The 26,856-nt window shown below is 30.1% G+C and carries 35 protein-coding genes; 33 read left to right on the plus strand and 2 right to left on the minus strand.

The window, feature by feature from the left end:
- Positions 1-52: 52 nt before the first annotated feature.
- Positions 53-1,561, minus strand: coding sequence for a succinyl-CoA:acetate CoA-transferase ScpC (scpC, locus tag ABD730_RS04065; protein ID WP_334466789.1), 1,509 nt, complete (start codon positions 1,559-1,561; stop codon positions 53-55).
- A gap of 179 nt (positions 1,562-1,740) precedes the next feature.
- Between scpC and ABD730_RS04070 the strand changes: the two genes are divergently transcribed.
- The 11 genes from ABD730_RS04070 (at position 1,741) to ABD730_RS17475 (ending at position 9,999) form a co-directional block, all read left to right on the plus strand.
- Positions 1,741-2,547: an AraC family transcriptional regulator gene (locus ABD730_RS04070; RefSeq protein ID WP_334466792.1), complete on the plus strand. Its 807-nt coding sequence runs from the start codon at positions 1,741-1,743 to the stop codon at positions 2,545-2,547.
- A gap of 283 nt (positions 2,548-2,830) precedes the next feature.
- Positions 2,831-3,763: a hypothetical protein gene (locus ABD730_RS04075; RefSeq protein WP_344712776.1), complete on the plus strand. Its 933-nt coding sequence runs from the start codon at positions 2,831-2,833 to the stop codon at positions 3,761-3,763.
- 472 nt (positions 3,764-4,235) lie between these two features.
- A complete protein-coding gene (locus tag ABD730_RS04080; protein WP_344712831.1) occupies positions 4,236-4,568 on the plus strand; it encodes a T9SS type B sorting domain-containing protein in 333 nt (110 codons plus the stop codon).
- Between the two features lie 161 nt (positions 4,569-4,729).
- Positions 4,730-5,434 (plus strand): FRG domain-containing protein, encoded by a 705-nt coding sequence (locus ABD730_RS04085; RefSeq protein ID WP_334466797.1) that lies wholly within the window; start codon positions 4,730-4,732, stop codon positions 5,432-5,434.
- A gap of 145 nt (positions 5,435-5,579) precedes the next feature.
- A complete protein-coding gene (locus ABD730_RS04090) occupies positions 5,580-6,146 on the plus strand; it encodes a hypothetical protein (protein ID WP_334466799.1) in 567 nt (188 codons plus the stop codon).
- A gap of 81 nt (positions 6,147-6,227) precedes the next feature.
- Positions 6,228-7,001 carry a DUF6090 family protein gene (locus ABD730_RS04095; protein WP_344712779.1) on the plus strand — a complete coding sequence of 258 codons (774 nt, stop codon included), beginning with the start codon at positions 6,228-6,230 and terminating at the stop codon, positions 6,999-7,001.
- A gap of 81 nt (positions 7,002-7,082) precedes the next feature.
- Positions 7,083-7,550, plus strand: a complete 468-nt coding sequence (locus ABD730_RS04100) for a DinB family protein (protein ID WP_344712781.1) — start codon at positions 7,083-7,085, stop codon at positions 7,548-7,550.
- Positions 7,551-7,805: 255 nt separating this feature from the next.
- Positions 7,806-8,468, plus strand: a complete 663-nt coding sequence (gene ribB / locus ABD730_RS04105; RefSeq protein WP_344712783.1) for a 3,4-dihydroxy-2-butanone-4-phosphate synthase — start codon at positions 7,806-7,808, stop codon at positions 8,466-8,468.
- The gene (locus ABD730_RS04110) at positions 8,469-9,044 is read left to right on the plus strand and encodes a Crp/Fnr family transcriptional regulator (RefSeq protein WP_215924599.1); all 576 of its coding nucleotides are present in this window, start codon (positions 8,469-8,471) and stop codon (positions 9,042-9,044) included.
- Positions 9,045-9,069: 25 nt separating this feature from the next.
- On the plus strand, positions 9,070-9,813 hold the full coding sequence (locus tag ABD730_RS04115) for a hypothetical protein (RefSeq protein ID WP_344712788.1): 744 nt from the start codon (positions 9,070-9,072) through the stop codon (positions 9,811-9,813).
- 75 nt (positions 9,814-9,888) lie between these two features.
- Positions 9,889-9,999, plus strand: a complete 111-nt coding sequence (locus ABD730_RS17475) for a metallophosphoesterase (protein ID WP_418637627.1) — start codon at positions 9,889-9,891, stop codon at positions 9,997-9,999.
- 78 nt (positions 10,000-10,077) lie between these two features.
- Here ABD730_RS17475 and ABD730_RS04120 read toward each other — a convergent pair whose 3' ends face one another.
- Entirely contained in the window at positions 10,078-10,452 is a 375-nt protein-coding gene (locus tag ABD730_RS04120) for a DUF983 domain-containing protein (RefSeq protein ID WP_344712790.1), read from the minus strand.
- A 76-nt stretch (positions 10,453-10,528) separates the two neighbouring features.
- On the opposite strand from ABD730_RS04120, the gene ABD730_RS04125 reads away from it, so the two are divergent.
- The 22 genes from ABD730_RS04125 (at position 10,529) to ABD730_RS04230 (ending at position 26,782) form a co-directional block, all read left to right on the plus strand.
- Positions 10,529-11,401, plus strand: coding sequence for an AraC family transcriptional regulator (locus tag ABD730_RS04125; RefSeq protein ID WP_344712792.1), 873 nt, complete (start codon positions 10,529-10,531; stop codon positions 11,399-11,401).
- A gap of 180 nt (positions 11,402-11,581) precedes the next feature.
- Positions 11,582-11,833 carry a hypothetical protein gene (locus ABD730_RS04130; RefSeq protein WP_344712794.1) on the plus strand — a complete coding sequence of 84 codons (252 nt, stop codon included), beginning with the start codon at positions 11,582-11,584 and terminating at the stop codon, positions 11,831-11,833.
- A 16-nt stretch (positions 11,834-11,849) separates the two neighbouring features.
- On the plus strand, positions 11,850-11,999 hold the full coding sequence (locus ABD730_RS04135; protein ID WP_334466822.1) for a hypothetical protein: 150 nt from the start codon (positions 11,850-11,852) through the stop codon (positions 11,997-11,999).
- Between the two features lie 54 nt (positions 12,000-12,053).
- Entirely contained in the window at positions 12,054-12,257 is a 204-nt protein-coding gene (locus ABD730_RS04140; protein ID WP_344712797.1) for a hypothetical protein, read from the plus strand.
- Positions 12,258-12,506: 249 nt separating this feature from the next.
- Positions 12,507-13,460 (plus strand): Fic family protein, encoded by a 954-nt coding sequence (locus ABD730_RS04145; RefSeq protein WP_334466830.1) that lies wholly within the window; start codon positions 12,507-12,509, stop codon positions 13,458-13,460.
- A gap of 138 nt (positions 13,461-13,598) precedes the next feature.
- A complete protein-coding gene (locus tag ABD730_RS04150) occupies positions 13,599-14,243 on the plus strand; it encodes a hypothetical protein (RefSeq protein ID WP_344712799.1) in 645 nt (214 codons plus the stop codon).
- A 183-nt stretch (positions 14,244-14,426) separates the two neighbouring features.
- Positions 14,427-14,747: a hypothetical protein gene (locus tag ABD730_RS04155; RefSeq protein ID WP_344712801.1), complete on the plus strand. Its 321-nt coding sequence runs from the start codon at positions 14,427-14,429 to the stop codon at positions 14,745-14,747.
- Between the two features lie 166 nt (positions 14,748-14,913).
- Positions 14,914-15,453, plus strand: a complete 540-nt coding sequence (locus ABD730_RS04160; RefSeq protein ID WP_344712803.1) for a DUF4269 domain-containing protein — start codon at positions 14,914-14,916, stop codon at positions 15,451-15,453.
- Between the two features lie 156 nt (positions 15,454-15,609).
- The gene (locus tag ABD730_RS04165) at positions 15,610-16,167 is read left to right on the plus strand and encodes a hypothetical protein (RefSeq protein WP_344712805.1); all 558 of its coding nucleotides are present in this window, start codon (positions 15,610-15,612) and stop codon (positions 16,165-16,167) included.
- Between the two features lie 318 nt (positions 16,168-16,485).
- A complete protein-coding gene (locus ABD730_RS04170; RefSeq protein WP_344712807.1) occupies positions 16,486-17,238 on the plus strand; it encodes a DUF6090 family protein in 753 nt (250 codons plus the stop codon).
- A gap of 236 nt (positions 17,239-17,474) precedes the next feature.
- On the plus strand, positions 17,475-17,888 hold the full coding sequence (locus ABD730_RS04175) for a hypothetical protein (RefSeq protein ID WP_334466848.1): 414 nt from the start codon (positions 17,475-17,477) through the stop codon (positions 17,886-17,888).
- 140 nt (positions 17,889-18,028) lie between these two features.
- Positions 18,029-18,325 (plus strand): hypothetical protein, encoded by a 297-nt coding sequence (locus ABD730_RS04180; RefSeq protein ID WP_334466851.1) that lies wholly within the window; start codon positions 18,029-18,031, stop codon positions 18,323-18,325.
- Positions 18,326-18,413: 88 nt separating this feature from the next.
- Positions 18,414-19,247 (plus strand): DKNYY domain-containing protein, encoded by an 834-nt coding sequence (locus ABD730_RS04185; protein WP_344712810.1) that lies wholly within the window; start codon positions 18,414-18,416, stop codon positions 19,245-19,247.
- Between the two features lie 304 nt (positions 19,248-19,551).
- Positions 19,552-20,127 (plus strand): deoxynucleoside kinase, encoded by a 576-nt coding sequence (locus ABD730_RS04190; RefSeq protein ID WP_344712811.1) that lies wholly within the window; start codon positions 19,552-19,554, stop codon positions 20,125-20,127.
- The gene (locus ABD730_RS04195) at positions 20,102-21,010 is read left to right on the plus strand and encodes a 2OG-Fe(II) oxygenase family protein (protein WP_344712813.1); all 909 of its coding nucleotides are present in this window, start codon (positions 20,102-20,104) and stop codon (positions 21,008-21,010) included. Before ABD730_RS04190 ends, ABD730_RS04195 begins: the two co-directional genes overlap by 26 nt.
- 7 nt (positions 21,011-21,017) lie before the next feature.
- A complete protein-coding gene (locus ABD730_RS04200) occupies positions 21,018-21,221 on the plus strand; it encodes a WYL domain-containing protein (RefSeq protein WP_344712815.1) in 204 nt (67 codons plus the stop codon).
- A gap of 6 nt (positions 21,222-21,227) precedes the next feature.
- Complete coding sequence (gene dcd / locus ABD730_RS04205) at positions 21,228-22,217, plus strand: dCTP deaminase (RefSeq protein WP_344712817.1); 990 nt, start codon at positions 21,228-21,230, stop codon at positions 22,215-22,217.
- A 153-nt stretch (positions 22,218-22,370) separates the two neighbouring features.
- Positions 22,371-22,838 (plus strand): hypothetical protein, encoded by a 468-nt coding sequence (locus ABD730_RS04210; protein WP_344712819.1) that lies wholly within the window; start codon positions 22,371-22,373, stop codon positions 22,836-22,838.
- Positions 22,839-23,248: 410 nt separating this feature from the next.
- Positions 23,249-23,458 carry a transposase gene (locus ABD730_RS04215; protein WP_344712821.1) on the plus strand — a complete coding sequence of 70 codons (210 nt, stop codon included), beginning with the start codon at positions 23,249-23,251 and terminating at the stop codon, positions 23,456-23,458.
- 225 nt (positions 23,459-23,683) lie between these two features.
- A complete protein-coding gene (locus tag ABD730_RS04220) occupies positions 23,684-24,499 on the plus strand; it encodes an IS3 family transposase (protein WP_344712823.1) in 816 nt (271 codons plus the stop codon).
- A 60-nt stretch (positions 24,500-24,559) separates the two neighbouring features.
- Positions 24,560-25,288: a DUF6090 family protein gene (locus ABD730_RS04225; RefSeq protein WP_248413571.1), complete on the plus strand. Its 729-nt coding sequence runs from the start codon at positions 24,560-24,562 to the stop codon at positions 25,286-25,288.
- 270 nt (positions 25,289-25,558) lie between these two features.
- Complete coding sequence (locus tag ABD730_RS04230; protein WP_334471933.1) at positions 25,559-26,782, plus strand: alpha/beta hydrolase-fold protein; 1,224 nt, start codon at positions 25,559-25,561, stop codon at positions 26,780-26,782.
- Positions 26,783-26,856: the final 74 nt, after the last annotated feature.

Raw genomic sequence — 26,856 nt, forward strand, 5'->3', positions numbered from 1 at the left:
TAGAATAAAAAAAAGGGTAAAGAACCTGCCTCTACCCTATTTCTCTCCCTAATTAAACATCACAACTAGAATAGTCATTCATGTGCATTGTACCTTGTGTCTTAAGCTGGGTATGCCAACTAAAAGCTTCTTTAAGAATGTGCGGTGTTTGTCCGCCCAAACTATAAGCTTTATCAAAATAAGCCAACAATTGTGCTCTATAATCTGGATGTACACAATTATTAATAATGAGTCGCGCTCGTTCTACTGGAGCTAAACCTCTTACATCTGCCAAACCTTGTTCTGTAACCAAAACATCTACATCATGCTCCGTATGATCGGTATGAGATACCATTGGGACAATATGCGAAATAGAACCACCTTTAGACGTAGAAGGACAAGCAAAAATACTCAGGTAGCCATTTCTAGCAAAATCACCAGAGCCACCAATACCATTCATCATTTTTGTTCCTGTAATATGCGTAGAATTTACATTGCCGTAGATATCAAATTCTATAGCGGTATTAATTCCAATAATCCCTAAACGACTAATAACTTCAGCAGCATTACTAATATTCTGTGGCCGTAAGACTAATTTGCTTTTATATTTTTCAAAATCTTTAAATATGTTATCCGCGCATTTTTTTGTGACCGTTATAGATGATGCCGACGCAAATTCTAATTTCCCAGCATCAAAAAGATCAAAAGTACTATCTTGAAGCACTTCAGAATACATGGTCAAATTTTTAAATCGGCTTTTAGTAAAACCCGATAAAATAGCATTTGCCGTTTTTCCAATACCTGCTTGTAATGGTAAAAGCGACTCTGTTAATCGGCCTTCATCAACTTCTTTACCTAAAAAATCAAGAATATGATTGGATATGGCTTTCGTTTTTTCATCCGGATCTGAAATCACAGCAGGCGAATCTGGCTTTTCGGTATATACAATAGCAACCACTTTGCTAGGATCTATTCTAATAAATGGGTCACCAATTCTAGTATCCGATTTTAGAATAGGAATAATACCTCTATGAGGTTGTTTTTTTAATACTTTTATATCGTGCAGCCCTAAAAAGCTCTCAGGAAAACTGGTGTTAATTTCAATAATAATCTTATCTGCTTTTTCTAAAAATATAGGAGAATTACCTACAGACGTTGTTGGTACAATAAAACCTTCTGCCGTAACGGAAACGGCTTCAACAATAGCGACATCAATTTTAAATGTATCTATTTTTTGCAGCATATCTGCAGTTTGTCCCAAGTGCTGATCTACGTACAGAACCTCATGCTTATTAATAGCAGTTCTTAAAGTAGGATCTGCTTGAAATGGCATTCGTTTAACTAAGGCACCATTTCTTGCTAAATTGGCATCTGTATCATAGCCTAAAGATGCACCACTTAACACCGTTACTTTTAACCCCTCATAAAGCGCCCTTTCTGCAACCATAGGCAAAACAGCCTTGCTATCCCCTGCTTTTGTAAAACCACTAACACCTAAAACATCGTTATTATTAATTAATAAAGCAGCTTGTTCCGTTGTCTGTATTTTATCTAAATAAGGGGTGTAATGTATTCTTTGCATAATGTGAGTCTTTTATAAATTGTGGGATAAAAAAATCTCGTATTTGATTAAAATTGAACCACCAATTGGGCTTTCAATAAAATACTTTGGCAATTTATATAAGATTTTTAGTGTCTTTTTATTAAAAAAAGACATTGTATTATTAATTTAGTGCATTCATCACAAATGCTACCTATATAATGAACAATAAATATTATTTAACAGAGGTCGACAAAAACCCTAAAAGCATATTTTGTTACCATACAACCATGAATGATTTATTTATTGAACATCACAGTCATGATAAAGGACAGTTTTTATATACCGAAGGTGGCGTAGTCCATGTTAAGACCAATACCAGAATGTATTATTTACCAGCAAGGCATTATATGTGGATTCCGGCCGGTACAAAACACGCCATCTACCCTAGTTCTCCCAAAGTAATTATGAGAAACTTGTATTTCCCAATGCCATCGCAGACATCAGACTTTTACAAAAAAGAAGGTATTTATCATATTAACAACCTGCTCATGGAATTGTTATTATTTACTAAAAATTGGAATGGGGACATCATCAAAACTCAAACAAACAAATACCCAATTGTATATGCTTTTAAAACACTTTTAGAACAGAGTGTCTCACAAGCACTACATTTAGAACTTCCACATCCTACAGATAGCCGATTAATAAGCATTACCAAATATATGTCTGATAAAATAGACCAGGAACACCTATTGCCCAAATTGGCTTCAAGTTTTAGTATGACAGACAAATCGTTATACCGTCTTTTTAAAAAAGACTTAAACATGTCTTTTATAAAATACTATACACAATTAAGAATATTTAAATCTTTAGAATATTTAATGAATTCAGATTATAGCATATCTCAAATAGCAAATATGGTTGGCTATAATAGCATGCCTACATTTAGTAATACCTTTAGCAAGGTTATGGGTAAACGTCCTTCAGAATACAGAAAAGCTAACGAGATTTATACAGCATCTTAACAAGCACATGAATTACAAAAAGTAAGCACCACACAAACAAAGCTTAAGACAGTAACCTAAATTGCTACTTAAAAACACTTAAACACCTCATTTTTATAAAAATACGTAAAGTCACGTATATAAATATCTAAACTATTCCCTAATTTTATAAACTTATAATACCATGTTAAAACGCATCTTATCCGGAATATCAAAAGGGATAAACGGTATGATTACGTTTATATAACACGTTGCCACACATTTGAAAATAAGAACATTGAGAAAAATTTACTTACTGACTTTAATGTCAATTATTTTATTTAACTGCCAAAACAAAACGGAATTGAGAACTGATTTACAGCCAATTTATTCAGATTCGAAAAACGCTTTACAAGGAAACAATCTGTATGGAAAAGTTAAAAAAATTGAATATTACAAAACAACTTTTCAGAACACAGAAAATGAAGATAAACCTGTTCTGAACAAAATAGAAGAATACACCGATTTTGGAGAATTGAAAAAAGTAGAATACTTCGATAATTATGGAGAACTTACACAAACCAATGTTATTGATTATAACAAAAATCAAGAGTTCATAAAAAGTGTTTCTATTAACAAATCAAACGAATCGAATATTATTCAAACTTCGGAATATGATACTATCAAAAACTCAAGTGAATTGAGTGTTTTCGTTAATGATACAATTGACCATAAAACAACTTTTTATTATGGAAAAAATGATTATCAAATAAAACGAATTTCTATTAAAGGAAATGATACGACCGAAGTTAATTTAGAATACACTTTTGACGATAATGATAAAATAATATCTTCTACACAAAAAGAAAAAGGGAATGACAAATCAACGACAACAAATCTGTTTAAATATGACAATAACAACAATTTAATAGAATCGTCATATAAAACAGAATGGATGGAAATGATAAGCGAAACGGAATGGAAAGATGGAAAAATTTTTAAACAAACTTCTTATACAATATCAGCCGATTTAAAAAAGCATAAAAACAACATAACTGAATTTGATATTTTATATAATCCTATCAATTCAAAAGAATTCGAGGATTCAAAATTAAACCGAGAATTGAAATTTGATTATGAATTTGACAAAAACGGGAATTGGATTAAAAAAAATGTATCAATGAAAGAACATTTTAATAATTCAAAGGAATTCGTTCCAATTTATGTTGATACGAGAAAAATAAGTTATTGGAAATAAAAAACGTGTGGCAACACCGTGTATAATTAATGGCTTGTTCTCGCCTACTTACGAAAATCCTCGCGGATTTTCTATTCGGTTTTTATTTGCTAAATTAGGTGCTTAAATACGCCACTAATCATACACAAAACCGTTACCACACATTTGAACCAAATAACGATATGAATTTAAAAACAAAAACAATTCGATNTAATCGCTAATTTAACCCGTAACTGACGGTTATACGAAACCGTTACCACACATTTGAACCAAATAACGATATGAATTTAAAAACAAAAACAATTCGATTTCTAGTCTTAATTTTTCTATTTACAGTTGNTTTCTAGTCTTAATTTTTCTATTTACAGTTGCTTGTAACAATGATAATGAGTCTGAAGAACAACCTGAACAGGAAACTTTTCTTTGTTGTGGAGAAAACCCATTTGAAAACCAGAACATCGATAATCTTGACCAAAGTGCTGGAGAAGTAAATATCAGACCGGTATTTACACCTAACGGAGATGCATTTAACGATACTTTTGGATTTATAAATATGGCATTATACCAAAATATTACTGTTACAATATTTGACTTGGATGACAACACCATTTATTCATCAGAAAATTATGAATTACCAGATAATGTTTGGCCAGTTAATGTAGATTCTTTAGATAGTGGAACTTATAAATATAAAGTAGTAATAGAAAACGAACAGACATTCGTGGAATATGGATATGTCTGTCTTGTAAAAACACCAGAAGATGGAGCTGAATTTAGCTTTGTTAATGAATGTTCACTTGACTTTTTCGACCCAATTTTAGAATAAAAAACGTGTGGTAACACCGTGTATAATTAATTGCTTTGGTCGTTGCTTACTTGCGAAAATTCCTGCGGAATTTTCACGGGTTCGTAAATGTTTGTTAACTTAGTTGCTTAACCACGCAACTAACCATACACAAACACGTTATGCTTTATTAGAGAAAGACTATGAAAATTAAGAACTTTACCGATTTGATTAAGGAACTTGAGCCTTTAAAAAAGAATAATGATTTAATTTTCAGAGGTCAATCGAATGTCGATTGGGAAATAATACCAAAATCAGGTAGAAACGGTTTTTCAGAAAAATATACTAAAACATTACCTGAAAGACAGATTTTTAATTCTTGGAAAAGATATGCTAAATCTCATCTTTCAAAACATCCAGAAACAGAATGGGACTGGTTGGCTATTGCTCAACATCACGGTTTAGCAACAAGACTTTTAGATTGGAGTAAAAACCCTTTAGTAGCCGCTTTTTTTGCCTGTATTGAGAATAACGACAGTGATGGTGTAATATATTATTATAAGCTAACTGACGTTCTAGAGTTTGACGAGCGAACTACAAGTCCTTTTGATTTTAAAGGTTTTAATATTTTTTTTCCTAGTGGTTTAGTTTCAAGAATAATAAATCAACGAGGTCTATTTACAATTACTGACAAACCTACTGTTGGATTAGAGAAACAATTAAAAGGAGAATTAAAAAAAATCATTATTTCAAAAGAAGCAAAGGAAAATATTATTATGTCACTTGATTTTTATGGAATAAATAAATTGAGTTTATACAACGACATAGACAGTTTATCAGAATATTTGAATGACTATGTTGCGAACAACCATAGTAATAATCTGAACCAATTGATTACGGAAGAATAAAAACAAAGCATAACAACGTATAAAATTAATTGCTTGCTTCTAGCCTACTTTAGAAAGTCCTCGCAGACTTTCTATCTGTGATTTATTTGCTAAATTTAGTGCTTAAACACGCCACTGCTCATATACATAAACGTTAGCAAATATTATGAAAAATCTCACATTTACTTTAATCATTACTTTCATTTTGACTTCTTGCTCATCTACACAAAAAATATCCGAAAAGCGATGCAAATCAACATCAAAAAATGATTATGAATATATCCTAGAAGATAAATTCGAATCAATTGTTAATGATAACAAAATATTATTGAATGAGATAAAATATAAATGTGTGTATTCCTCATTTTATACTCAAAAAGGAATGTATGACAAATTCGGAAAATGGAATAAGCTAATTTATCCTAAAGGCAGTCATCATCCTATATTAGTGTGGAATAACGTAAAACTTTTCCCAAATGACACAACTGAATTTATTGTAGCTGCTAATGGACTTGAAAGTACTAAAACTACTTATGCTTCTATTTTAGTTTTTGACAAAAAAAATAATGACCTCCTAACTGAACATTCTGGATATAAGCAAAAACTTATAGCGTATTTTTCAAAAATGATTAAATCAAATAATTCAAAGAAAAGAGATTTTTATGAAAAATATTGGAAAACTGTTAATCCAGAACATTGGGAATATCTTAAACAGTTTAAAAAAAACCAATAACATTTGCTAAATTAGTTACTTAAACACGTAACGAAATCATACATAAAACCGTTGCGCTTCATTACTAGAAACCAATAACCAATGATAAAACTCTTCAGAAAAATTAGACAAAATTTACTTTCAGAAGGAAAAACTGGAAAGTATTTTAAATATGCCATTGGAGAAATTGTACTTGTCGTCATTGGAATTTTAATTGCGTTAAATATTAATAATTGGAATGAAAAACAAAAAGAAGAAAAGAGTGAAATATTAATACTTAAAACGCTACAAAAAGACTTTACAGAGAACAAAAAAATATATTCAGACATCGTCGATAAACAGACCTTTGTTATTGATAATTGTAAATCACTTATTGAATGTTTTGAAAGAAAAGATTTACAATACAAGAGAGATTCTATTGGTAAATTTATCTACTATGGAGCTTTTAATTATTATAGAGCCGAACCTATCTTAGGTACTTATGAAGCTATGATTGGAAGTGGAAATTTAAATGTATTGAAAAGCGAAACTCTTAAATCAAAATTAGCGTTATTTTCATCTGAAATAAATCAAGGATTTGAAGATGAAACATTATCAATGAATTTACTAAATACATTACATAATGAATTTAAATCCATTGGAACATTATTTTTAGATCATAGAACTCGACAATTTATTGGCTTAAGCAAGGCTAAAGAAGATGGTGTGTTTCAGAATAAAATAATTTCAAATTTATATCAAAATCCAAATATTTTACACCCACTCGCTATGAAAACAGGTGTTGAAACTAATAGATTAAACTTGTATGTTAAAATGTTAGATTACTCAAATGAGATATTAAATTTGGTTGAATCTGAACTGAAAGAAAAAAAATAACGAAATCGAAGATTCGACGAAGTCAAAGCACAACAATGTCTATAGGCTGTGATCTAAAACTACATTCTCGAAAAAAAGAAAATGAACCAATCTGAACTCATAATTTTAAATTTAATAGAAATAAGGAGAAGAAGTATAAAACTTTGGAATGGCCTACCTGAGAAATATTATAATTGGAAACCTGACGCAAAAGCAATGAGTGCATCAGAAATGATAAGACACGTTTTGGAGGCTGATTATGGTTGGAATATTATTATTAATCAAGACGATATAACAAATTATAAAACACCCTGGAACAACCGACCATTCATAAACCTAAAAGATGAACTTGAATTTGCTAAGCCTTTTAGAAAAACATTTTTAGAAAGCATTCAACAATTTTCGGATAAGGAATTAAACGAAACAGAAATCGTTCACCCTGGAAATGGAGACAAGAAAATCCTTGTAAAATATTTATTACGAATTGGATATCACGAAGCTGTTCACGCAGGACAATTCCTGTCGTATTTAAGAGCAATGAATATTGATAGACCAAACATATGGGATTAAAAAAACACTACAGTCAACAATGTATAACCGTAATTACGGCAGACTTGGCTACATCCAAATCTACTCGAAATAACTAAAGGCAGTGCTTAACCGAAAAATAACACCTATAACAAATTGCTAGTGTTCTTTAAATTCTCAATTCACAACAAGAACTCAAAAACCTGTTATTATTTTTTAAATAAATTTATTGACTTACATCAAATAATTTGATTTGAGACCACATTAGTTTTGCATTTGAAATAATAAAAATTAATAATGGTACTTATAGAATTAGAGACATTACAAATATTTGGTCACGACAGTAAAGAACGAATCGAAAAAGCTTTAAAACATCTTCAAAATGGAAATGGAATAATATTAATGGATGATGAAGACAGGGAAAATGAAGGAGATTTAATTTTCTCTGCGCATAACATGACAAATAACCACATGGCATTGATGATTAGAAAATGCAGTGGTATTGTTTGTCTTTGCTTAACAAATGAAAAAGCAGACGCATTACACTTACCCTATATGGTGAAAGAAAACACCAGTAGTTTTCAAACCCCTTTTACAATTTCTATAGAAGCAAAAGAAGGTGTAACGACAGGAGTTTCGGCTAAAGACAGATTAAAAACAATTCAAGTGGCTTGCCGTGAAAATGCCAAAAGCAGCGATTTAGCAAAACCAGGTCATATCTTTCCGCTAAGAGCCAAAAATAATGGTGTACTTGAAAGAAAAGGGCATACAGAAGGAAGCGTAGATCTAATGAAATTGGCCGGCTTAAAACCCGAAGCTGTACTTTGCGAATTAATGAATGACGATGGTACCATGGCAAAAAAAGATACAATTATAGAATTTGCAGAGACGCATAATTTAATGGTCCTATCAATACAAGATATTATTCATTATCGTAAATTTGTTAGAGATTTTAACTAAATGACAGACTATATTGAACTCACTAACTTCATAAAAAAGAATATTACTATTGAAGATGAAGATTTAAAAATTGTATTATCTTATTTTAAAACAATAAAAAAAAGTAAAAACGACATTTTACTTTCAAATGGAAAAAATAGTCAGGTTAGTTATTTTGTAAAAAAAGGGTGTCTAAGACTGTTTTATATAGATGAAGAAGGAAAAGACGTTACACGTTATATTGCCTTTGAAAATCAATTTGCGACAGAACTGGTTAGTTTTATAACTAATGAACCTGCACAAGAAACAATTCAAGTCATTGAAAACAGTGAGCTCTTATACATCACGCACGATGACTTTAGACATCTTATGAAAATCGTCCCTAAATGGAAAGATTTTTACAGCATCTATTTAGAAAAAGCCTATGTAAATAATTCTAAAAGATTACTATCATTTACTACGCTAGATGCATCAGAACGCTACAAACAATTATTCAAAATAAATCCCAATATTGTGAGACGCCTCCCCAACAAAATAGTAGCGTCTTATATTAATATATCACAAGAAACTTTGAGTAGAATAAAATCTAAAATCTGATCATAAAATATAAAAATTGCAACATATGAAATACACTGTATTACTCGTATTATTCTTTTTACAATTTACGGGTTACTCACAATCGCTTGATGAAAATTCGAGTTCTGAAAAAGCTAATGATAAGTTGTTATTAACAATCTTTCTTAAGCACGATCAAACTATGAACTTAAATGAGATTGAAGAGATAAGAACCCAACAAGGCTTTTATGAAAATCTTCCGCCAGAAGGTGTTGCTGTAGTTAACTGGTTTGTAGTTATGGGACTTGGTCAAGTAGTTATTTTGGAACTTCCTGCTTCAAAATTATCTGCTGTAAATTTGGCTATTGAGAGAACCGCATGGAAGGCTTTTACAACAGAAATTTTTCCAACCTACAACCTGTATCCTATCATAGAACATAAGCTAAAAAACAAGTCAAAAGTAGAGCTTAATGAAAAACTCAGTACTAAAAAAGCAAATGATAAGCTCTTAGTAACAGTCTTTCTTAAACACAATCAAACTATGACCTTAAATGAGATTGAAACAATAAGAACCAATCAAGGCTTTTATGAAAATTTACCGCCTGAAGAGGTTTCTGTCGTTAACTGGTTTGTGGTTATGGGCCTTGGTCAAATGGTTGTGCTTGAACTCCCTGCTTCAAAATTACCTGCTGTAAATTTAGCCATTGAAAAAACGGCATGGAAGGCTTTTACAACAGAAATTTATCCAACTTACAATCTATATCCTATCATAGAACATAAGCTAAAAAATAAATCAAAAGTAAATTACTAACATTTTCATGCTTAACTACAAGCAAACAAACGTCATATAAGTGTTGGAGTACACGGTATAAAAACAAAAGTAATTATGTCAATTTACGCAATTGGCGATATACATGGTAGTATACACGCATTAAAGACTATTTTTCAATTTGGCTTAATAAAGACAAATGATAAAGTCCTTTTTCTTGGAGATTAGTTTGCACAATAAAACAGTAAAAACTCAACCTTTAATTGTAGCTATATTCTAGAGCAAAATATACGCTAAAAACAGACATCAAGCCTTCGCTTTATAAAACAAATAGATCCAAATAGACCTTGACAATTTAAAATTTAGAGTACTCAACAAAAATGCCATTGCCACTATAATGAAGAAAACGCGTAAAGGCGAAAAATCAATAAGACTCCAAAACACCACAAGACAAGTAATCATTTGTGCTACAGCAAGCGCATAACTCACAAACATAGCCCCAAAGAAAAAACCCGTTTCTCGTTCAAATTTATAATCACAAACAAGGCATCTATCGTTCATTTTAGGAATTTTCAATAAGAAGATATTTCCACTGTCTTTAAAAATCTTGCCGTCTTTACAATTCGGACATTTACAATTCAAAGTATCTATAACTTTACTCATCACATCGTGTTTATTCATTAGCAAAATTAAAATCATTAATCGTTTTTACACATATAGTATATACACCATTTTTTGTACTTTTAGGACATTTATTATGAAAATACCAGTCCTCAATATAAGTCAGTTTAAAGAATCGGCAGCACTCAATGACGTGTACATCAATTCGTTTTCAAATCATATACAGCTCAATAAGCATTTAATAAACAAACCACACAGTCATAATTTTTACCTATGTGTGCTCTTTACTGAAGGTACGGGAACCCACGAAATTGATTTTAATTCTTATCGTATAACACCTGGAAAAGTGTTCTTTTTAAAACCTGGACAAACACATTTCTGGAAATTTGAAACCCCTCCAGAAGGGATCATTTTTTTTCATTCCCAAGAATTTTACGAACTAAAGTTTTTAGAACACAAGCTTCATACATTTCCTTTTTTTTATTCGTATCAAAATCCACCTGTACTAGAATTAACACCTAAAAAACGGGAACAATTACAGCTTAATTTTCAAGAAGCTTATACCGAATATCAACAAACCAACCTATTAAGAGAGTTGAAAATTGTAAATTTAATAAGTCATATTTATATCGAATTAACAAGAGCATATACAGGTAATACCAATTTAGAAAAACTCAATTCACCACACTATACCAACATCCTCGAAAAGCTAGAAACCCTAATTAACATCCATTTTTACAATGAAAAACTACCTAAGTTTTATGCAGACAAACTAAACATTACCACTAAACACCTTAATAGAGTTGTAAATAAAACTATCCATAAAACCACAAGCCAATTAATTTCTGAAAGAATTATTCTAGAAGCAAAACGATTGATTGTACATTCTAAAGACAATTTGGCCAATATAGCCTATACCCTCCAATTTTCTGACTATGCTTATTTCTCAAAGTTTTTTAAATCTAAAACAGGTATGACCCCCTTAGATTTTCGGAAAAAATATTTTTAAGGACATCCTAACGACTAAAGTATAATGAGCAACATCATGTGAAATTAAAGGTTAATACTTTAATTTTCAACAGCATATTCTATCTGTGATTTATTTGCTAACTTTAGTGCTTAAACACGCAACGAAATCATACACAAAACCGTTGGCATTCATTGAGCAGAACCGTTAAAAATCACAATTATGAGTAATTTAAAAAACATTAAATCCGAAATTGAAAAATATGCGAATGACTCAAATTTGACTGAATTTCAAATAATTGATAAACTAAAAAAACACTACTTTGACAAAAAAGTAAACGAGAATTTAAAGCTCTATAAAAAAGGAAAGAAAAAAGTGAGCGAAATAACAAAAGACTTGAAAATCTCGCCGCGAAAATTTTATGCGATTTTAGAGCAAAAGAAAATAGAACATAAGAAATATAAAAAAGAGTAATTTAAACAGACAAAATATGACATCATTAATGATTGGACCTTTCCAAATAATTTTAGTTTTAATAGTTCCTGTTGGAATTTTTCTTTTAGGATTCTTCATTGGAAAAAAATCTGGATATATAAAAAGAGTAAAGGAAACTGAAAACCTGAACAAACAAATAAATTAAATCGGAATTTTAGCAAGTTTGCAGAATATATCGCTAACAGAATTTAATTACATTATGAATAAAAAAACGAAATCAATAATAATAGGCGGATTAGTTAGCGGAATTGTTTACGCTGGACTTATGGCTGGTTTTGATTATTACGACGGAAAAGAATTTGAAATTTGGAGATTTTTATGGAATTTCTTCTTTTTTGGAGGTGTTATGAGTCTTTTAACAGGTTATAATGTTAGGAAACAGTCTGAAAATAAGGATGAATAATTTGATATAAAAAAACAACAAAATGCCAACTCCGTATATAATTTATTGCTAGTTCTCGCCTACTTACGAAATTGCTAACGCCAGTTCGCTTTGCTCGTGTCTATTCTGGTTTTTATTTGCTAAATTCAGTGCCTAAACCACGCAACGCATCATATACAAAATCGTTGTGCCCAATTAAAAATTCCGTATTATTACATAAATAAGGCTAAATGATTGTATCTTTGATAGTATCAAATGATAGTATCGTAAATGAAACCACCTTACGAAATAACATCTTCTATTTTAAAATTAATAACTTCTATTTCTGAGAAAATAGGAGAAGTAAATGCTAATTTATTAAACAGACCTTCACCGAAATTGAGAAAACAGAATAGAATCAAAACTATTCATTCTTCTTTAAAAATAGAAGGAAATACACTTACAGAAGAACAAATAACAGCACTTCTTGAAAACAAAAGAGTTATTGGTCCTAAAAAAGATGTTCTTGAAGTTTTAAATGCTATTAAAATCTATGAAAATTTAGAAGATTACAAGCCTTCTAATGAAAAATCCTTTTTAAAAGCACATCAAAACTTAATGGAAGGTCTAATTGAAAATTCTGGAAAATATAGAAATCAAAGTGTCGGAATTGTAAAAGGTTCTAAAGTTGAGCATTTAGCACCACCTTTTGAAAATGTGCCATACTTAATGAAAGACCTCTTTGAATATTTGAAAAAGTCTGATGAAATTGAGTTAATTAAAAGTTGTGTTTTTCATTACGAAATGGAATTCATACATCCATTTTTGGATGGCAATGGCAGAATGGGACGATTATGGCAAACTTTAATTTTAATGGAAAAACATCCAATCTTTGAGTTTTTGCCCTTTGAAACTTTAATTAGCAACGACCAAAAAAAATATTATAAAGCCTTGGCTGAGAGTGATAAATCTGGAAATTCAACTAAATTTATTGAATATATGCTAAACGTAATTGACATTTCAATAAGTGAATTATTAGATTTTAATAATCGAACGCTAAATGAAAAAGACAGATTAGAATATTATGTTTCCTTAAATAAAACTGAATTTACAAGAAAAGATTATATGGATATTTTTAAAGATATTTCTTCTGCGACAGCAAGTAGAGATTTAAAAAAAGGAACTGAACTAGGTTTATTTGAAAAAATAGGAGAAAAAAATAAAACAATCTATAGATTAAAATAACTAGGCACAACTCCGTATATAATTTATTGCTGGTTATAGCCTACTTACGACATTGCTAACGCCAGTTCTAAACCAAAAATTAACGCATACAAACCCGTAACTGACGGTTATACAAGACCATTGTAGTGCCTTTGAGAAATGAAAAACACATTGACAAATAGAACATTTAAAACACCATTAGGAACAATTTCTTGTGCTCTAAAATCAAACTTCTCATTTATTGAAACTCAAAACGCTGGACACTATAAAAACGGAACTTATGAAAAGTTTAAAACTTCTGCATTCGACATTGAACTGATTGAATTTAAAGTAAAACAACCCAATTATCTTGGAGAAACAATATCTGATTCTAAATGTTGGATTTGGAGAATTACAAAAGTTAAAAACATATTTGAAAATCTTGAAATCAAAGTTTCTGTTTCTAATTACCCTAAAAACGCTGAATTTAACTTTGCTACTGGCGAAAATTTAGATGCTTTCGAAATCAAAAATGATCAATGGAAATTACACATTGGAACAGAAGATGGAGAAGTATTGAATTATAGAGCTGAAAATAATGATTGGTTTCCAACTCGACTTTTGAATACAAAAAACCATTGGCAAGACATAACCGAGCTAAACAAGTCCTCAATCCAAACAAATGTTCCTGAATTAAAAACTGGAGAAAAAATCCATTTACAATATTTAACGGCATTTGAAAAGCAGAATTCCGAAGCTATTAACACTTGGATTGCTGTAGACGAACATAAATCGGAATTGGAAAAATGGATTGGAATAATATAAAAAACGCACAACAACACCGTGCTTAATTTATTACCTAGTCCTCACCTACTTACAAAAAACCCTCGCAGACTTTCTATCTATGATTTATTTGCTAACTTTAGTGCTTAACCACATCACACCCAAACGCAGCAAACAGAAGAAATAAACCATTACAACCACCTTAGCGATCATTAAAACAAAACCGTGAATAAACTGGACTTCAGCATAGCATTAAGAGAAAAAGGATTAGGCAAAAATGAAATGATAAAAGAAATGAAGAAAAGTGGCTTTAACCAATCTGAAATAAACTTTTATCTAAAAAAGTCTGATGAAATTTATTTGAATCAGCTATTAAATAATAAGCAATCAGGTCAATCAACAAAATCCAGTCAGACTTTTAAATCTATTATATTATTAATTAGTTTAGGCTTACTTGCAGCAGTCTTTTTAGGATATGCTTCAATAGGTCTTATAGGACTTTTTGTTTTTTGGAGTTTAATAAAATTTGGTTCGTTTCGAAGATAAAAAATCACATAAAGTCACGTATAGAAATATCTAAAATATATTATAAACATTATAACCTTACTGTCACGTATTACAACACATTTTATCCAGAAAAACAAGAAGTATATAACATATGATTCAGTTTATATAACACGTTGCCCATAATTTGAAAAAAAAAAATTCGAAATTGATTAAAAATTTTAGAAACATAGAATATTTAAAGCACGGAAACGAAAGACAAAAACTCGCTTTCAACGAAATTAAACGTTATAAAATTTTTGAAATACTCGAAAAATACAATCCGATTCTGACTGGAACTATTCCTATCGAAATTGATTTACCCGAAAGCGATTTAGACATTATTTGTGAATGCGAAAATCACTCTGAATTTAAAAAATGTTTGACAAAGGAGTTTTCAAAAAAAGAAGATTTTAAAGTTTATTCAAAAAACCAAAACGGAATTGAATCAACTGTTGCGGAATTTAAGACCGAAAATTTTTTGTTTGAGATTTTCGGACAAAATATTCCAACCGAAAAGCAAAACGCTTATCGACATATGGTTATTGAAAACAGAATTTTAAACGAAAAAGGAGTTGACTTTAAGCAGAAAATTAAAGAATTAAAATCTAACGGATTAAAAACGGAACCGGCTTTTGCGGAACTATTAGGTTTAAAAGGAAATCCATATACTGAATTATTAAAGTTGGAAATAAAAAACTGTGGGTAACAACGTATCTTATTTATTGCTTGGTTCTAGCCTACCTGCGAAAATTGCTAACGCCAGTTCGCTACGCTCGTGTCTTTTCGGTTTTTATTTGCTTAACTTAGTTGCAAAACCACACAACCAAATACCCAAAACCGTGGAACTCAAACTCAATAATTAATGAAAAAAAGATATTGGCTAATTGGAATTTTTATTGGTCTTTTTATTCTGCTTTATTGTCTAAAATTATATACAACTAAAGATAGCGTTAAATGTCCTGAGTTTAACAAATCTTATTCTGAATGGTTTCCCTATAATGAAGGAGATATTTTAACTTTTAAACATTCTGATTCTATTCAAGAATATATCGTGAGCACATATAATGTTCGCAATACTAAAAGCTACAACAGAAATATGAAATGTGGATGTTGTGAAGATGGAATTGTGATTTACCTTACCCAAAAAAGAGACACAATTAAAATTGATTTCAATAATTTTATAAATCCTAATAGTTGTATGGGAAGTACAAGATTTATAAGTAGAAATGGAAAAGACATAAATGTAAAAGCTACACAAATTCAAAAAGAACTTGACTTAACCCAAATATCCTCAGACAGTCTAATAATAGAAAAAAGCATAGGAATAAAACAACTTTTTTGGAGAGGAAAATTATGGGAATTTGAAAGTATCAAAAAATCAAAAACTGACATCAAAATAATTTCCATTAACGGATGTTAAAAAAACTATGCCCATCACCGCATATTATTTATGACTTGATTCTCGCCTACTAACAATACAAACGTAGCGAACTGGCCCTAAAAAAACCTCACAAAACACCCTATCCGGTTTATATTCACTAAATTAGACACTCAAGCGCAGCGAACAAGTGAAGCAAACCATATACAAAACTATTGTACTTCATTGCCCGAAACCACTAAAAAATGATCAAATTCTTTAGATTATCAAAACATAATTTTGTGAAACAAAATCGAATGTCTTGTGGACATTCGGTTGAGATAGGCGCTTGCGGACTTAATACAAAAAAAACATCAATTCATGATAAAGTTTTTTAGAAAGATTAGATACAACCTTATAGAAAAAAATAAAACTGGAAAGTATTTAAAGTATGCTATTGGAGAAATTGTTTTGGTCGTTATAGGAATTTTAATTGCGCTGAGTTTAAATAATTGGAATGAATCAAGGAAAAATAAGATCATTAAACAGCAGTTAATTGAAGACTTAATTGTAGAATTACAATCATCGAAGGTTATACTAAATGATGCTATTGCCCTTGGTGATTCTCTAATTGCAGACGGTCAATTGTATTTAAAACATATTGGATCTAAAGAATTGACAATTCAAATAGATTCACTTAAAACACTTGGAGATTTTATAACATATGGTATTCCTTATGACCTCAATTTACCAATTTATGAAGATTCAAAATCGTCAGGCAGGCTTAGTATGATTAATAATAAGAAAGTACTTATACTTTACGCTGAGATAATGTCTGCCGACATTGGTGGGTCCATTCACCGTAAAATTAGTAATGATATGTATTATAATGGTTCTGACTGGGAACTAAGAAAAGAAATAGGATTAAGCGAAATTTTATCTACGCCTAATAAAATGCTACCTGAAAGATTTAGATTAACTGAAAAAGAATTTTTGGAAATCCTTGCACGTCCTTCTACGTTTGCCACGTTAAATAATTCTTTACAGATGAAAGTTGTAAGGATTAATTATATGAATAGAATAAGCAATGGAATGACAGAAGTTATTGGATTGCTTGAAGAAGAAAAAAAATAATCTTAAATTATAAAAAATAACGAAATCAAAGATTCGACGAAGTCAAAGCAAAACAATGTGTGTTGTATTGCCAGCTTCTAGCCTACTTACAAAAATTGCTAACGCCAATTCGCTACGCTCGTATCTATTCGGTTTTTATTTACTAAATTAGATGCTTAAACATACTACGCCCAAGTGCAACGAACAAACACAGTAAACCATACACAAAACCATTAGTATTAATTTAAAACAAAAGAATGAAAACCATTTTAACTACAATTTTAATTATTTTTTCCATGTCCATTTGTTCAGCACAAAAGGTAAAGTTTAAGAAGAAAAAAGTCATACTTGATGACAAAGAAATATTAAGTTACAAACAAATACCGTTCTACAGCCAACGCTATTTTTATAAACTAGATACTAGCGAAGAATTGATTTATATCTCACTTGAAAGGAATGGAACAAATAATTATGATGGTGACGATTATATCAAAATATACTTTTCAGAAAAAGACATCCTCATTGAAACAAAATCTCTATTCTATGGAACGAATACGAAACCCGTAATTAAGAAGTTAGTTTTAGAAGGAGTAATTGAGACTGATGGAAATATCAACTATGAAAAAGTCGCTAAATTTAAAAAAAGATACAACGATATAATCAACAAATAAACCAATACAACAATAGTTATAAGTAAAGGCTTGTTCTCGCCTACCTTGGTGTACACTTGCTATATTAAACGCTAAACCACACCACACCCAAGCACAAGGAACAGGCAAAGCAAATCATACACAAAACCGCTAGCTATAATTTGAAAAAAACAAACTATAAAACAATATTTCTAGCTTATATTCCAATCGGGATTTTACTTGTTTTGATTCTAAAATCGGAATTAAGTACCGGATTTAGAGGATTTAATGACTTTGTAAAGTATACCATCTTTTTGGTTAGTGGTATCATAGTGTTTATTTACACTTTAATAAAACAAGGGATAAAAATTAAGAAGAAAGTAGACGTTAGAGAAGCCAAAATCATTATAATATTACTTTTAATTTCTACTTTTTTAGCCATTGGCTCATTATATATTCCAGATTATTTATTTTACTAAAAACTAAAAACACCCGTTATTACTTCCTGTAATTTCAGAATAGCATTTAAACAACTAAGCTTTAAAACCACATTAATAAACATTTAAAATGAACGATTTAATCATCTTAGATATATTTTGGGACCGACAACTGGTAAAAGATAAATCAGGCAAAGCGTTTGAAATTTTTAGAGGGAAAGATTACGATCACGACTGGGTACATTTAGGCCATGGATATTCAAAAAATAAAGATTGGATTTATTTTTATAACAACACCTGTTTTGAGCAACACTTGAAAAAAATTGATATTGCTAGTTTTAGTGTAATTGAAGCAAATGAAGCCGAAAACACCATTTATTTTAAAGATAAAAATGCGGTATATCTACAAAGTTATATGTGTGGTTTTACAATCTTACCAGAAGCAAGTCCAAACAACTTTCGCATTATAGATATGGATAACGGCTACTCAACTTCGGGGGAGTTGAGTTATTGGTATGACTCTAAACTACCCTATTCCCTTTCTAAAATGACACCAGTTAATCAATGTTACCAAAGAGTAGAAAATGCCATATATTATGCTCATACCGTAAAAATGACTTGTGACGTAAATACTTTTGAACAAGTTCACCCAAAAGTGGATACACTTTTTAAAGATAAAGACCATCTCTATTTTAAAAGTGAAATAGTAGAAGGAGCAAATCCTGCAACTTTTCAGTTTTTAGAAGAATGTATAGGAGAAGATGCCCCGTATTATTTAGAATGTGATATTCATTTTTATGCTAAGGATAACAAACAAGCCTACTTTGTAAACGAACCTTTTGGAATTAAGATCATAAAGACTAAAGATTTGGAAAATTTTAGGTTTGAAGTAATCGATGACATTGGATATGGAAGAGACTCTAAATATAGATATGAAAAAGGGAAAAGAAAAAAAATAAATTGAACAAAAACAAACTACTGCTAACGCCATATATAATTTATGGTCAGTCTAGCCTACTTACAACACAAACGCAGCAAACTAGCCTTAGCAAAATCCTTACAGATGCTCAATTTAGCTCTCTTTTATAAATTAGGGCATTAAAAATAATATTCATAGCACTACGTAAAGTCACGTATAGAAATATCTAAAATATGTTATAACTTTATATCCTCACAGTCACGTGTTAAAACATATTTTATCCGGAAAAACAAAAAGGATATAGCACATGATTGAGTTGATATAACAAGTTAGCTACAAGCTGAAGAAAATGCAGATATATATTGAAGGACTTCCGGGAATTGGAAAAACTGAATTAGCAAAAAGAATTCATAGTGAACTTGGAATGGAAAATATTTATTTGGAAAATATTGAAGTTGAATCTATTAAAAATTTACAAAAACAAACTGATGATGAATATGCTCTTGAATCACAACTAATTTTTCTTAATTCCAAGCTTAAACAACAATCAATCGTTAAAGACAATTCTGTTTTAGATTATGAGTTATTATTAAAGACTAAAACATTTGCTAGTCATTTTTTAAATAAATCTCAACAAGAATTAATATCTGATTTTTTAAGCTACTCAAATTATCAACCAAACAAAAAATCAATTTATATTTTTTTGAAAGCAGAAAATTTAATTGTATTGGAAAGAATTAAAAAACGTGGAAGAAAATATGAAAGAAATTATAGTATCGATTTTTTAGAATCATTAGAAAATTATTACAATGAACATATTAAATGTTCACAAAATAATTGGCAAATTATAAATTACAATGATTTCGAAATTGGTTTCAAAGATGTCAAAAAAATAATCAATGAATATTATGGTCAAAACAATTAATAAATTTCCCGTTATTCAGCTTGAAGATATCTTGAGTTCTGATGAATTAATTAAAGAGTCATTAGACTTAATTGGATGTTTAGTAATTCAAAATAGTGAGATAGATGATGAAAAGATAGAATTTGGTTATAATCTAATGTCTAGTTTTTTTTCATTAGATAATTTAACAAAACAAAAATATTCTTTTAAAAAAATTGACCAAAAAAAATATAGTGACATTGGATATTTTCCATTCAAGACGGAAATAGCAGTCAATCAAAAAATACCAGATTTAAAAGAAATGTTTCATATTGGCAGAGATTTTAAAAACAGTTCTTTGTATGCAACAAACTTTTTTCCAAGCGAGATACAGGGCTTTGAAACTTTTTTTACTACTTTATTTAACGAATTTGAAATAATCGGTAATAAAGTTTTTCAAGGTTTGACTAAAAACTTACCCTTAAAAAATAGCTATAAAAGTGAACTGTTAAGTAACAATAATAGTCTTTTGCGACTTATACATTATCCACCTTGTGATAATAATTATGAAAAAGGAATGAGAGCAGCACCACATACAGGAATTCAATTATTAGGTATACAACCTAAAGCATCAAGTGAAGGTTTAGAATTTTACAGCAAAAAACTTGGCTGGTTTAGATTTCCAAAATTAGAAAACTGTATAATCATAAACATTGGTGAGATGATGTCATATATATCAAATAAACATTTTCAGCCAACCCTTCACAGAGTTTCAAATGCGTCTTACGACAAAAGCAGACAAGCGATTGTGCATTTTTTTCATCCTAATAGTGAAATAGATTTAGTCAACATTGAAAACAATACATCAGTAAAATCAGGTGAATGGCTAATTAAAAGATTAAAAGAAATAGGAGTTTATAAATAAGTAAATTATGGAATATAAAAAAGAACAACAAATCAAAGTGCTTTATACAAATTGGAGAGGTGAAACAGGAATTAGAAATATAGTACCTGTGAAAATTTATTACGGTTCAACAGAATGGCATAAAGAAGATGGCTGGTTAATGGAAGCATTCGACTTGGATAGAGAAGCTATAAGAGTTTATTCTATGAAAGATATAAAATCAATCTGGTAATTAAATATGTATTTATCCGATAAAGACATAAAATCGAAACTTGAAGAACTTAACTTTCTATGTGCAGATGCATCAGAATGTTTTAATATCAATGAACAAATTCAACCTTGTTCAATTGATTTAAGGCTAGACAATGTATTTTGGAAATTTAAAAAAGTAAAATCAATTGATTTTCGAAAAAGAAAATTAATGGAATTAGAACCTCGTAGATTCTGGAAAAGGATTGTAATAAAAAAAGGCGAATCAATTGACTTAAAACCTGGTGAGTTAATACTTGGTAGAATTTATGAGGTCTTTTCTATTCCAAAAGATTGCGCAGGGAAAATTGAAGGTCGCAGTAGTTTTTCTAGAATGGGTTTAGGAGTTCACATAAATTCGGACTTTATTAATCCAGATTGGAGAGGTCATATGCCTTTACAATTAACCAATTATGGAAAAAACCCCATTAGACTTTACCCATTTATTCCTATTTGTCAATTAATGCTAATTAAACTATCAAGCACACCAGAACGATTCTATGGAGAACAAGAACTTCAAAGCAAGTACAAAGATGATGATGGCGGACCTTCATATTGGTGGAGAGATAAACGTATTAAAAGACTTCAAGAATATTTTTATGAAAAAGATATTGCACTAAATACGCAAGAACATATTCTTGGCCAAATTGGTGTACAAGAACCTGAAATCATAGTTAGGTTTGAAAAATTCGTTTCAAAACAAAAAATTGAAAGTTTAACAAATCCTGAAAGTCTTTTACTTCAATTCACAATAAAAGAAGGAAAAAGAAAAAGAATGGAAAAGATATTCTTGAGGTGCATTCAAGCTTTTTTTATAATTATTACTGGAGTTTCAATTAGGTTATACTTTGATAAGCCTATTCAATTTTGGTATTGGATTGTATGGACAATCAATTTGATTTTTTTGGCTGGATTTATCGTTTCATTTCTATACGATGAAAAAGAATATTTGACTACAGATAAAATAGCCAGTAGCTAACAATGTATAAAAATAATAGCGGTTTAATTGCTAAAACAAAAGAAAGTAACCATAAAAAAGGTCAGATTTTAACCGAAAAATTAGCGCTTAAAAACCCGCTACTATTCTTATACTAGACCGTTGGCATTAATTTGAAAAAAAATCGTATTATAAATGAAATATAATATTCGAAATTACATATTATGTGTTTTAATCACTCTGAATTTATCAAATTGCGGAAAAAATACAGATACGAAATCTGAAACTGGAACAGTATCTAAATCCAAAATAGAAATTAATAAATCGATTGAGAATTCAACTGAATTTATTTACTCAAGTGCCAACAAAATAGAAATCATTATAAACAATGACTTTGGATTTTTAGTCGTTGGAGAACCAACAGAAATATATCTCAAAAAAGAAAATTTATATAAAAAATTATCAAACTTAAAGGTTCAAAAAAATAAAAGCGTTGACTTGAATGGACCTGAAATAAACTCAAAAGGTTTAAAATTCGAATTAACTGCAACTGAAGAGAATCTCTTGGATGGAAATATAGAAATTCTATTAAGTGAACGAACTGATGATGGAGGAAATTTTACTCACAAACTTTTAATACCTGTAAAAAAGAAATTAGAATAAAAACTAATGCCAACAAAGAACTGAGTTAAAAAACAAGCAACTTATTCGCTACGGCTATTCATATTTCAACAACTTAAAAACGAGATTTAGGTCTCACAGAACTGAACGAAGTTTAAGTAGTAAGAGAGAGAGGATTAGCAATGTTGCCAAAGTCTAATGCTTCACCGTGTATAGTAACCTTAATGCTCTCTTTTGTTCTTTCTGATTATTAATTAAATTTAATGAATTACAAACTTAAGACGTGTATAATTAATTGCTTGGTTCTAGCCTACTTACGAAAATCCTCGCGGATTTTCTATCTGTGATTTTTTTATTAACTTTATCGCTTAACCACCGCAACTAATCATACACAAACACGTTGTGCTTCATTATGACCCGTCCTGAATAAAGGCTACATAATTTTAAACATTATGTACAAAAATGACAAAGTAATCAGACGGTATTCAGAACCATTTAAACTGAAAATTTTAGCCGAACTTACAATCGGAAAACATACAAAGAGTGAACTTTGTAAACTCTACTCTATCGCACCTACAACGGTCAATGAGTGGATTAAAAAGTATAATCGTAAAGATTTAATGAACACCAGAGTGAAAGTGGAAACAAAAGACGAAACCTAACGAAGTGGTTCAGCGAAGCTAAATATCTAGAATTAAAGCGCTTCAAAAAGAGGTTGAACAGCTTAAAAAGCTACTACTTAAAAAGGATCTTGATGCTATGGTACAAGATTGTTATCTTGAAGTAGCAGCTGAAGATCTCGGCTATAAATCAGTTAATGAACTAAAAAAAAAGCTAAGTATAAAGCCTTAATTAAAGCTAAAAAGAGATCTAAGGGATTTGCTTCTTTGACAACGATAACTCATTATTTTGGACTTAAACGTAATGCTTATTACAAGCATAAAAATAGAGCTGATAAGCGTTTAAAACTAGAACAACAGATTATAAACATAGTCAGTAAAAAACGCAAATCCCTTCCTAGAGAAGGCGTACGTAAACTCATAAAATCATTAGATGATGAGTTTACAAAAGCTAACATCAAAGTTGGTAGAGATACGCTATTTAGTGTCCTTAGAAAACATAATATGCTAACACTTAGAAAGAAAACCAGTGCTAGAACTACTAACTCATATCATCGCTTTTATAAGTATAACAACATTATAAAAGACCTTGAAATAGCGCGACCTAATCAAGTTTGGGTATCTGATATTACATACATAAGAACTGTAAAAGGGTTTTGTTATCTAGCCTTAATAACAGATATGTATTCTAGGAAAATTGTTGGTTATGATCTTAGTGATAGTTTGGAACTAAAAGGATGTGTAAGAGCCCTAAATAAGGCCATATATCAAGCCAAAAACATTAAACAGCTTATTCATCATTCTGACAGAGGTATACAGTATTGTAGCAATCAATACACGCAAATACTAAAGAGAAAAAAGATAGATATCAGTATGACTGAAGAAAATCATTGTTACGAAAATGCCATGGCTGAGCGTGTAAACGGCATATTAAAAGATGAGTTTTATCTCGACCAGACCTTTGATAACGTAGCACACGCTAAAAGAGCCGCAAAAAATGCAATTAATTTATACAACGAAATAAGATTACATTTATCTTTAGACTATAAAACACCTAATATGGTATATAAATTATCAGCGTAAAATCAATTTTAACCTGTAGCCATATTTCAGGACTAGACATTATGACTAACCCACTAAACAATGATAAAATTCTTTAGAAAAATTAGACAAAAGCTACTCTCTGAAAATAAATTTAGTAAATATCTGATTTATGCATTTGGAGAAATTATTCTTGTTGTTATTGGAATTTTGATTGCGCTTCAAATAAATAATTGGAATGAAAACAGGAAATTAAACAGTTTAGAAATTGGAATGCTAAAAGAAATTAATTTTAGTCTTGAAACTGATTTAAAAGACTTAATAAATGAAGAAAAAAACCTCAAAGCTAAATTAAATAGTGGAAAAATAATTATTGGCTGGATTGAAAGCAATCATGGATTTAATGACTCTCTTTCCATTCCTTTTATAAGAATGCAACACCCTATTTATTTCCGTTATCAAGCAGCACCTTACGAAACATTAAAGCAACTTGGGCTGAACACAATAAAAAACGATTCTGTAAAAAATCAAATCGCTGAACTATACGATGTAGAATATGATGACTATAGAGCTGAACTTGAAATCATAAGAAACACTCATATAACAATGCGTGAACTGGAACTCGAATATTTTAATGAAATTAGTGTACATCGTCCAAATATGAGACCTTTAGATATTGTTGGATTAAGAAAGGATAATAAATTATTGGCATTAATAAAATCTCTAAAAAATGCTGATGAATATCTACTTGAGCGGCGAATACCAATATTAAAAAATAAAATTAATCAAGTTAAAGAGTTAATTAAAGAAGAAATTAAATCAAGAAGCTGAATCACGTAGGACAAATTAACTAAAAATAACGAAAGCACAACACCGTATATAATTTATTGCTAGTTCTAGCCTTCTTACGAAAATCCTCTCGGATTTTCTATTCGGTTTGTATTTGTTAACTTAGTTGCTTAACCACGCAACAAACCATATACAAACACGTTAGAGGCAATTTAAAAAAACACGATAGGTAAAAAGGACAAGTCTGGAATTATTTTTGATGTTGTCAATTATCCAAAAGAAATAATTACAAACTAAAACCTTACCAAACAAATGAGAAAGTCTAAAATTGTAATAACCATAATTACCTTGTTCCTATGTTTCAAAGGAATAGCACAATTTAATCAAAATAGCGAAAAGCAAATAGTAGTTGGGAAAGTTGATAGCTTATATTCCAAAATACTAAAAGAGCAAAGAGAAATTTGGATACATACACCTGAGGACTTTAATAGCACTAAAAAATATCCAGTTATTTATGTATTGGACGCATCTCAACAATTTTATGTTATTACTGGAATGCAAAAGCAACTAACGCCTTTCAAAATTCCTCAATCTATAATAGTTGGCATTACCAATACGGATAGAACAAGAGATTTTACGAATACTAATGTTCCTTTTCAACGCGGACACGAATCGGAAACTTCTGGAGGTGCCAGTAATTTTTTAAAATTCATAAATCAAGAGTTAAAACCGTATATCAACAATAAATACCCAACCGAAAACAACAATACCATTATTGGTCATTCTACAGGAGGTCTTTTTGTACTTTATTCATACTTACATCACGAAAATTCTTTTGATAATTATTTGGCAATTGACCCAAGCCTTTGGTGGGACAAAGAAAATTTGGTTAAAGAAACTCAAGAACTACTAAATAAAGGAAATCGAAAAGAAAAGTCATTATATATAGCTGTGGCTAATAGTATTGGCAAAGCAATGGACACGGTTAAAGTTAGAAAAGACAAAACAGTTCCTACTGAACAGATTAGAGCCAATTTAAAGTTTCACGACCTATTAGTGAAAAATAATAAAGATATTAATTTTAAATGGGAATACTTTGAGAATGAAGACCACGGAAGCATTGTTGTTCCAGCCCAGTATAATGGATTGCGGTCGATTTTCTCTTGGTTTCCATTCCCAGAAATGTGGCGTTTTAACACACCAAAAGAATATTCCGCCAAAGAATTAACAGAACCGTTTAAAACCCACTATAAAGAATTAAGCATTCGAATGAAACGTGAAGTAAAACCTGATTGGGAATTTCTAAATCAAGTTGGGTTCTTTATGTTGGATGGACATAATCTTCCTAAAAAAGCTTTAGCATATTTAGAACTGAATGCTGATTTCTATCCTAATGAATCAAAAAGTTATGTTGCATTGGGGAATTACTTTTTATCTCAAAAAAATAAATCAGAAGCAATCAAATACTATAAAAAAGCAGTGGGAATAGATGCAAATCAAGAAGCTCAAACTAAACTAAAGGAATTAGGACAGTAATAAAAACTGCCTCTAACAAAGTACTGTGGTAAAAAACAAGTAAAAATGTATTAATTTTTCACTAAAGTACTTTT

The sequence above is a fragment of the Winogradskyella damuponensis genome (assembly GCF_039538385.1).
Classification (GTDB): domain Bacteria; phylum Bacteroidota; class Bacteroidia; order Flavobacteriales; family Flavobacteriaceae; genus Winogradskyella; species Winogradskyella damuponensis.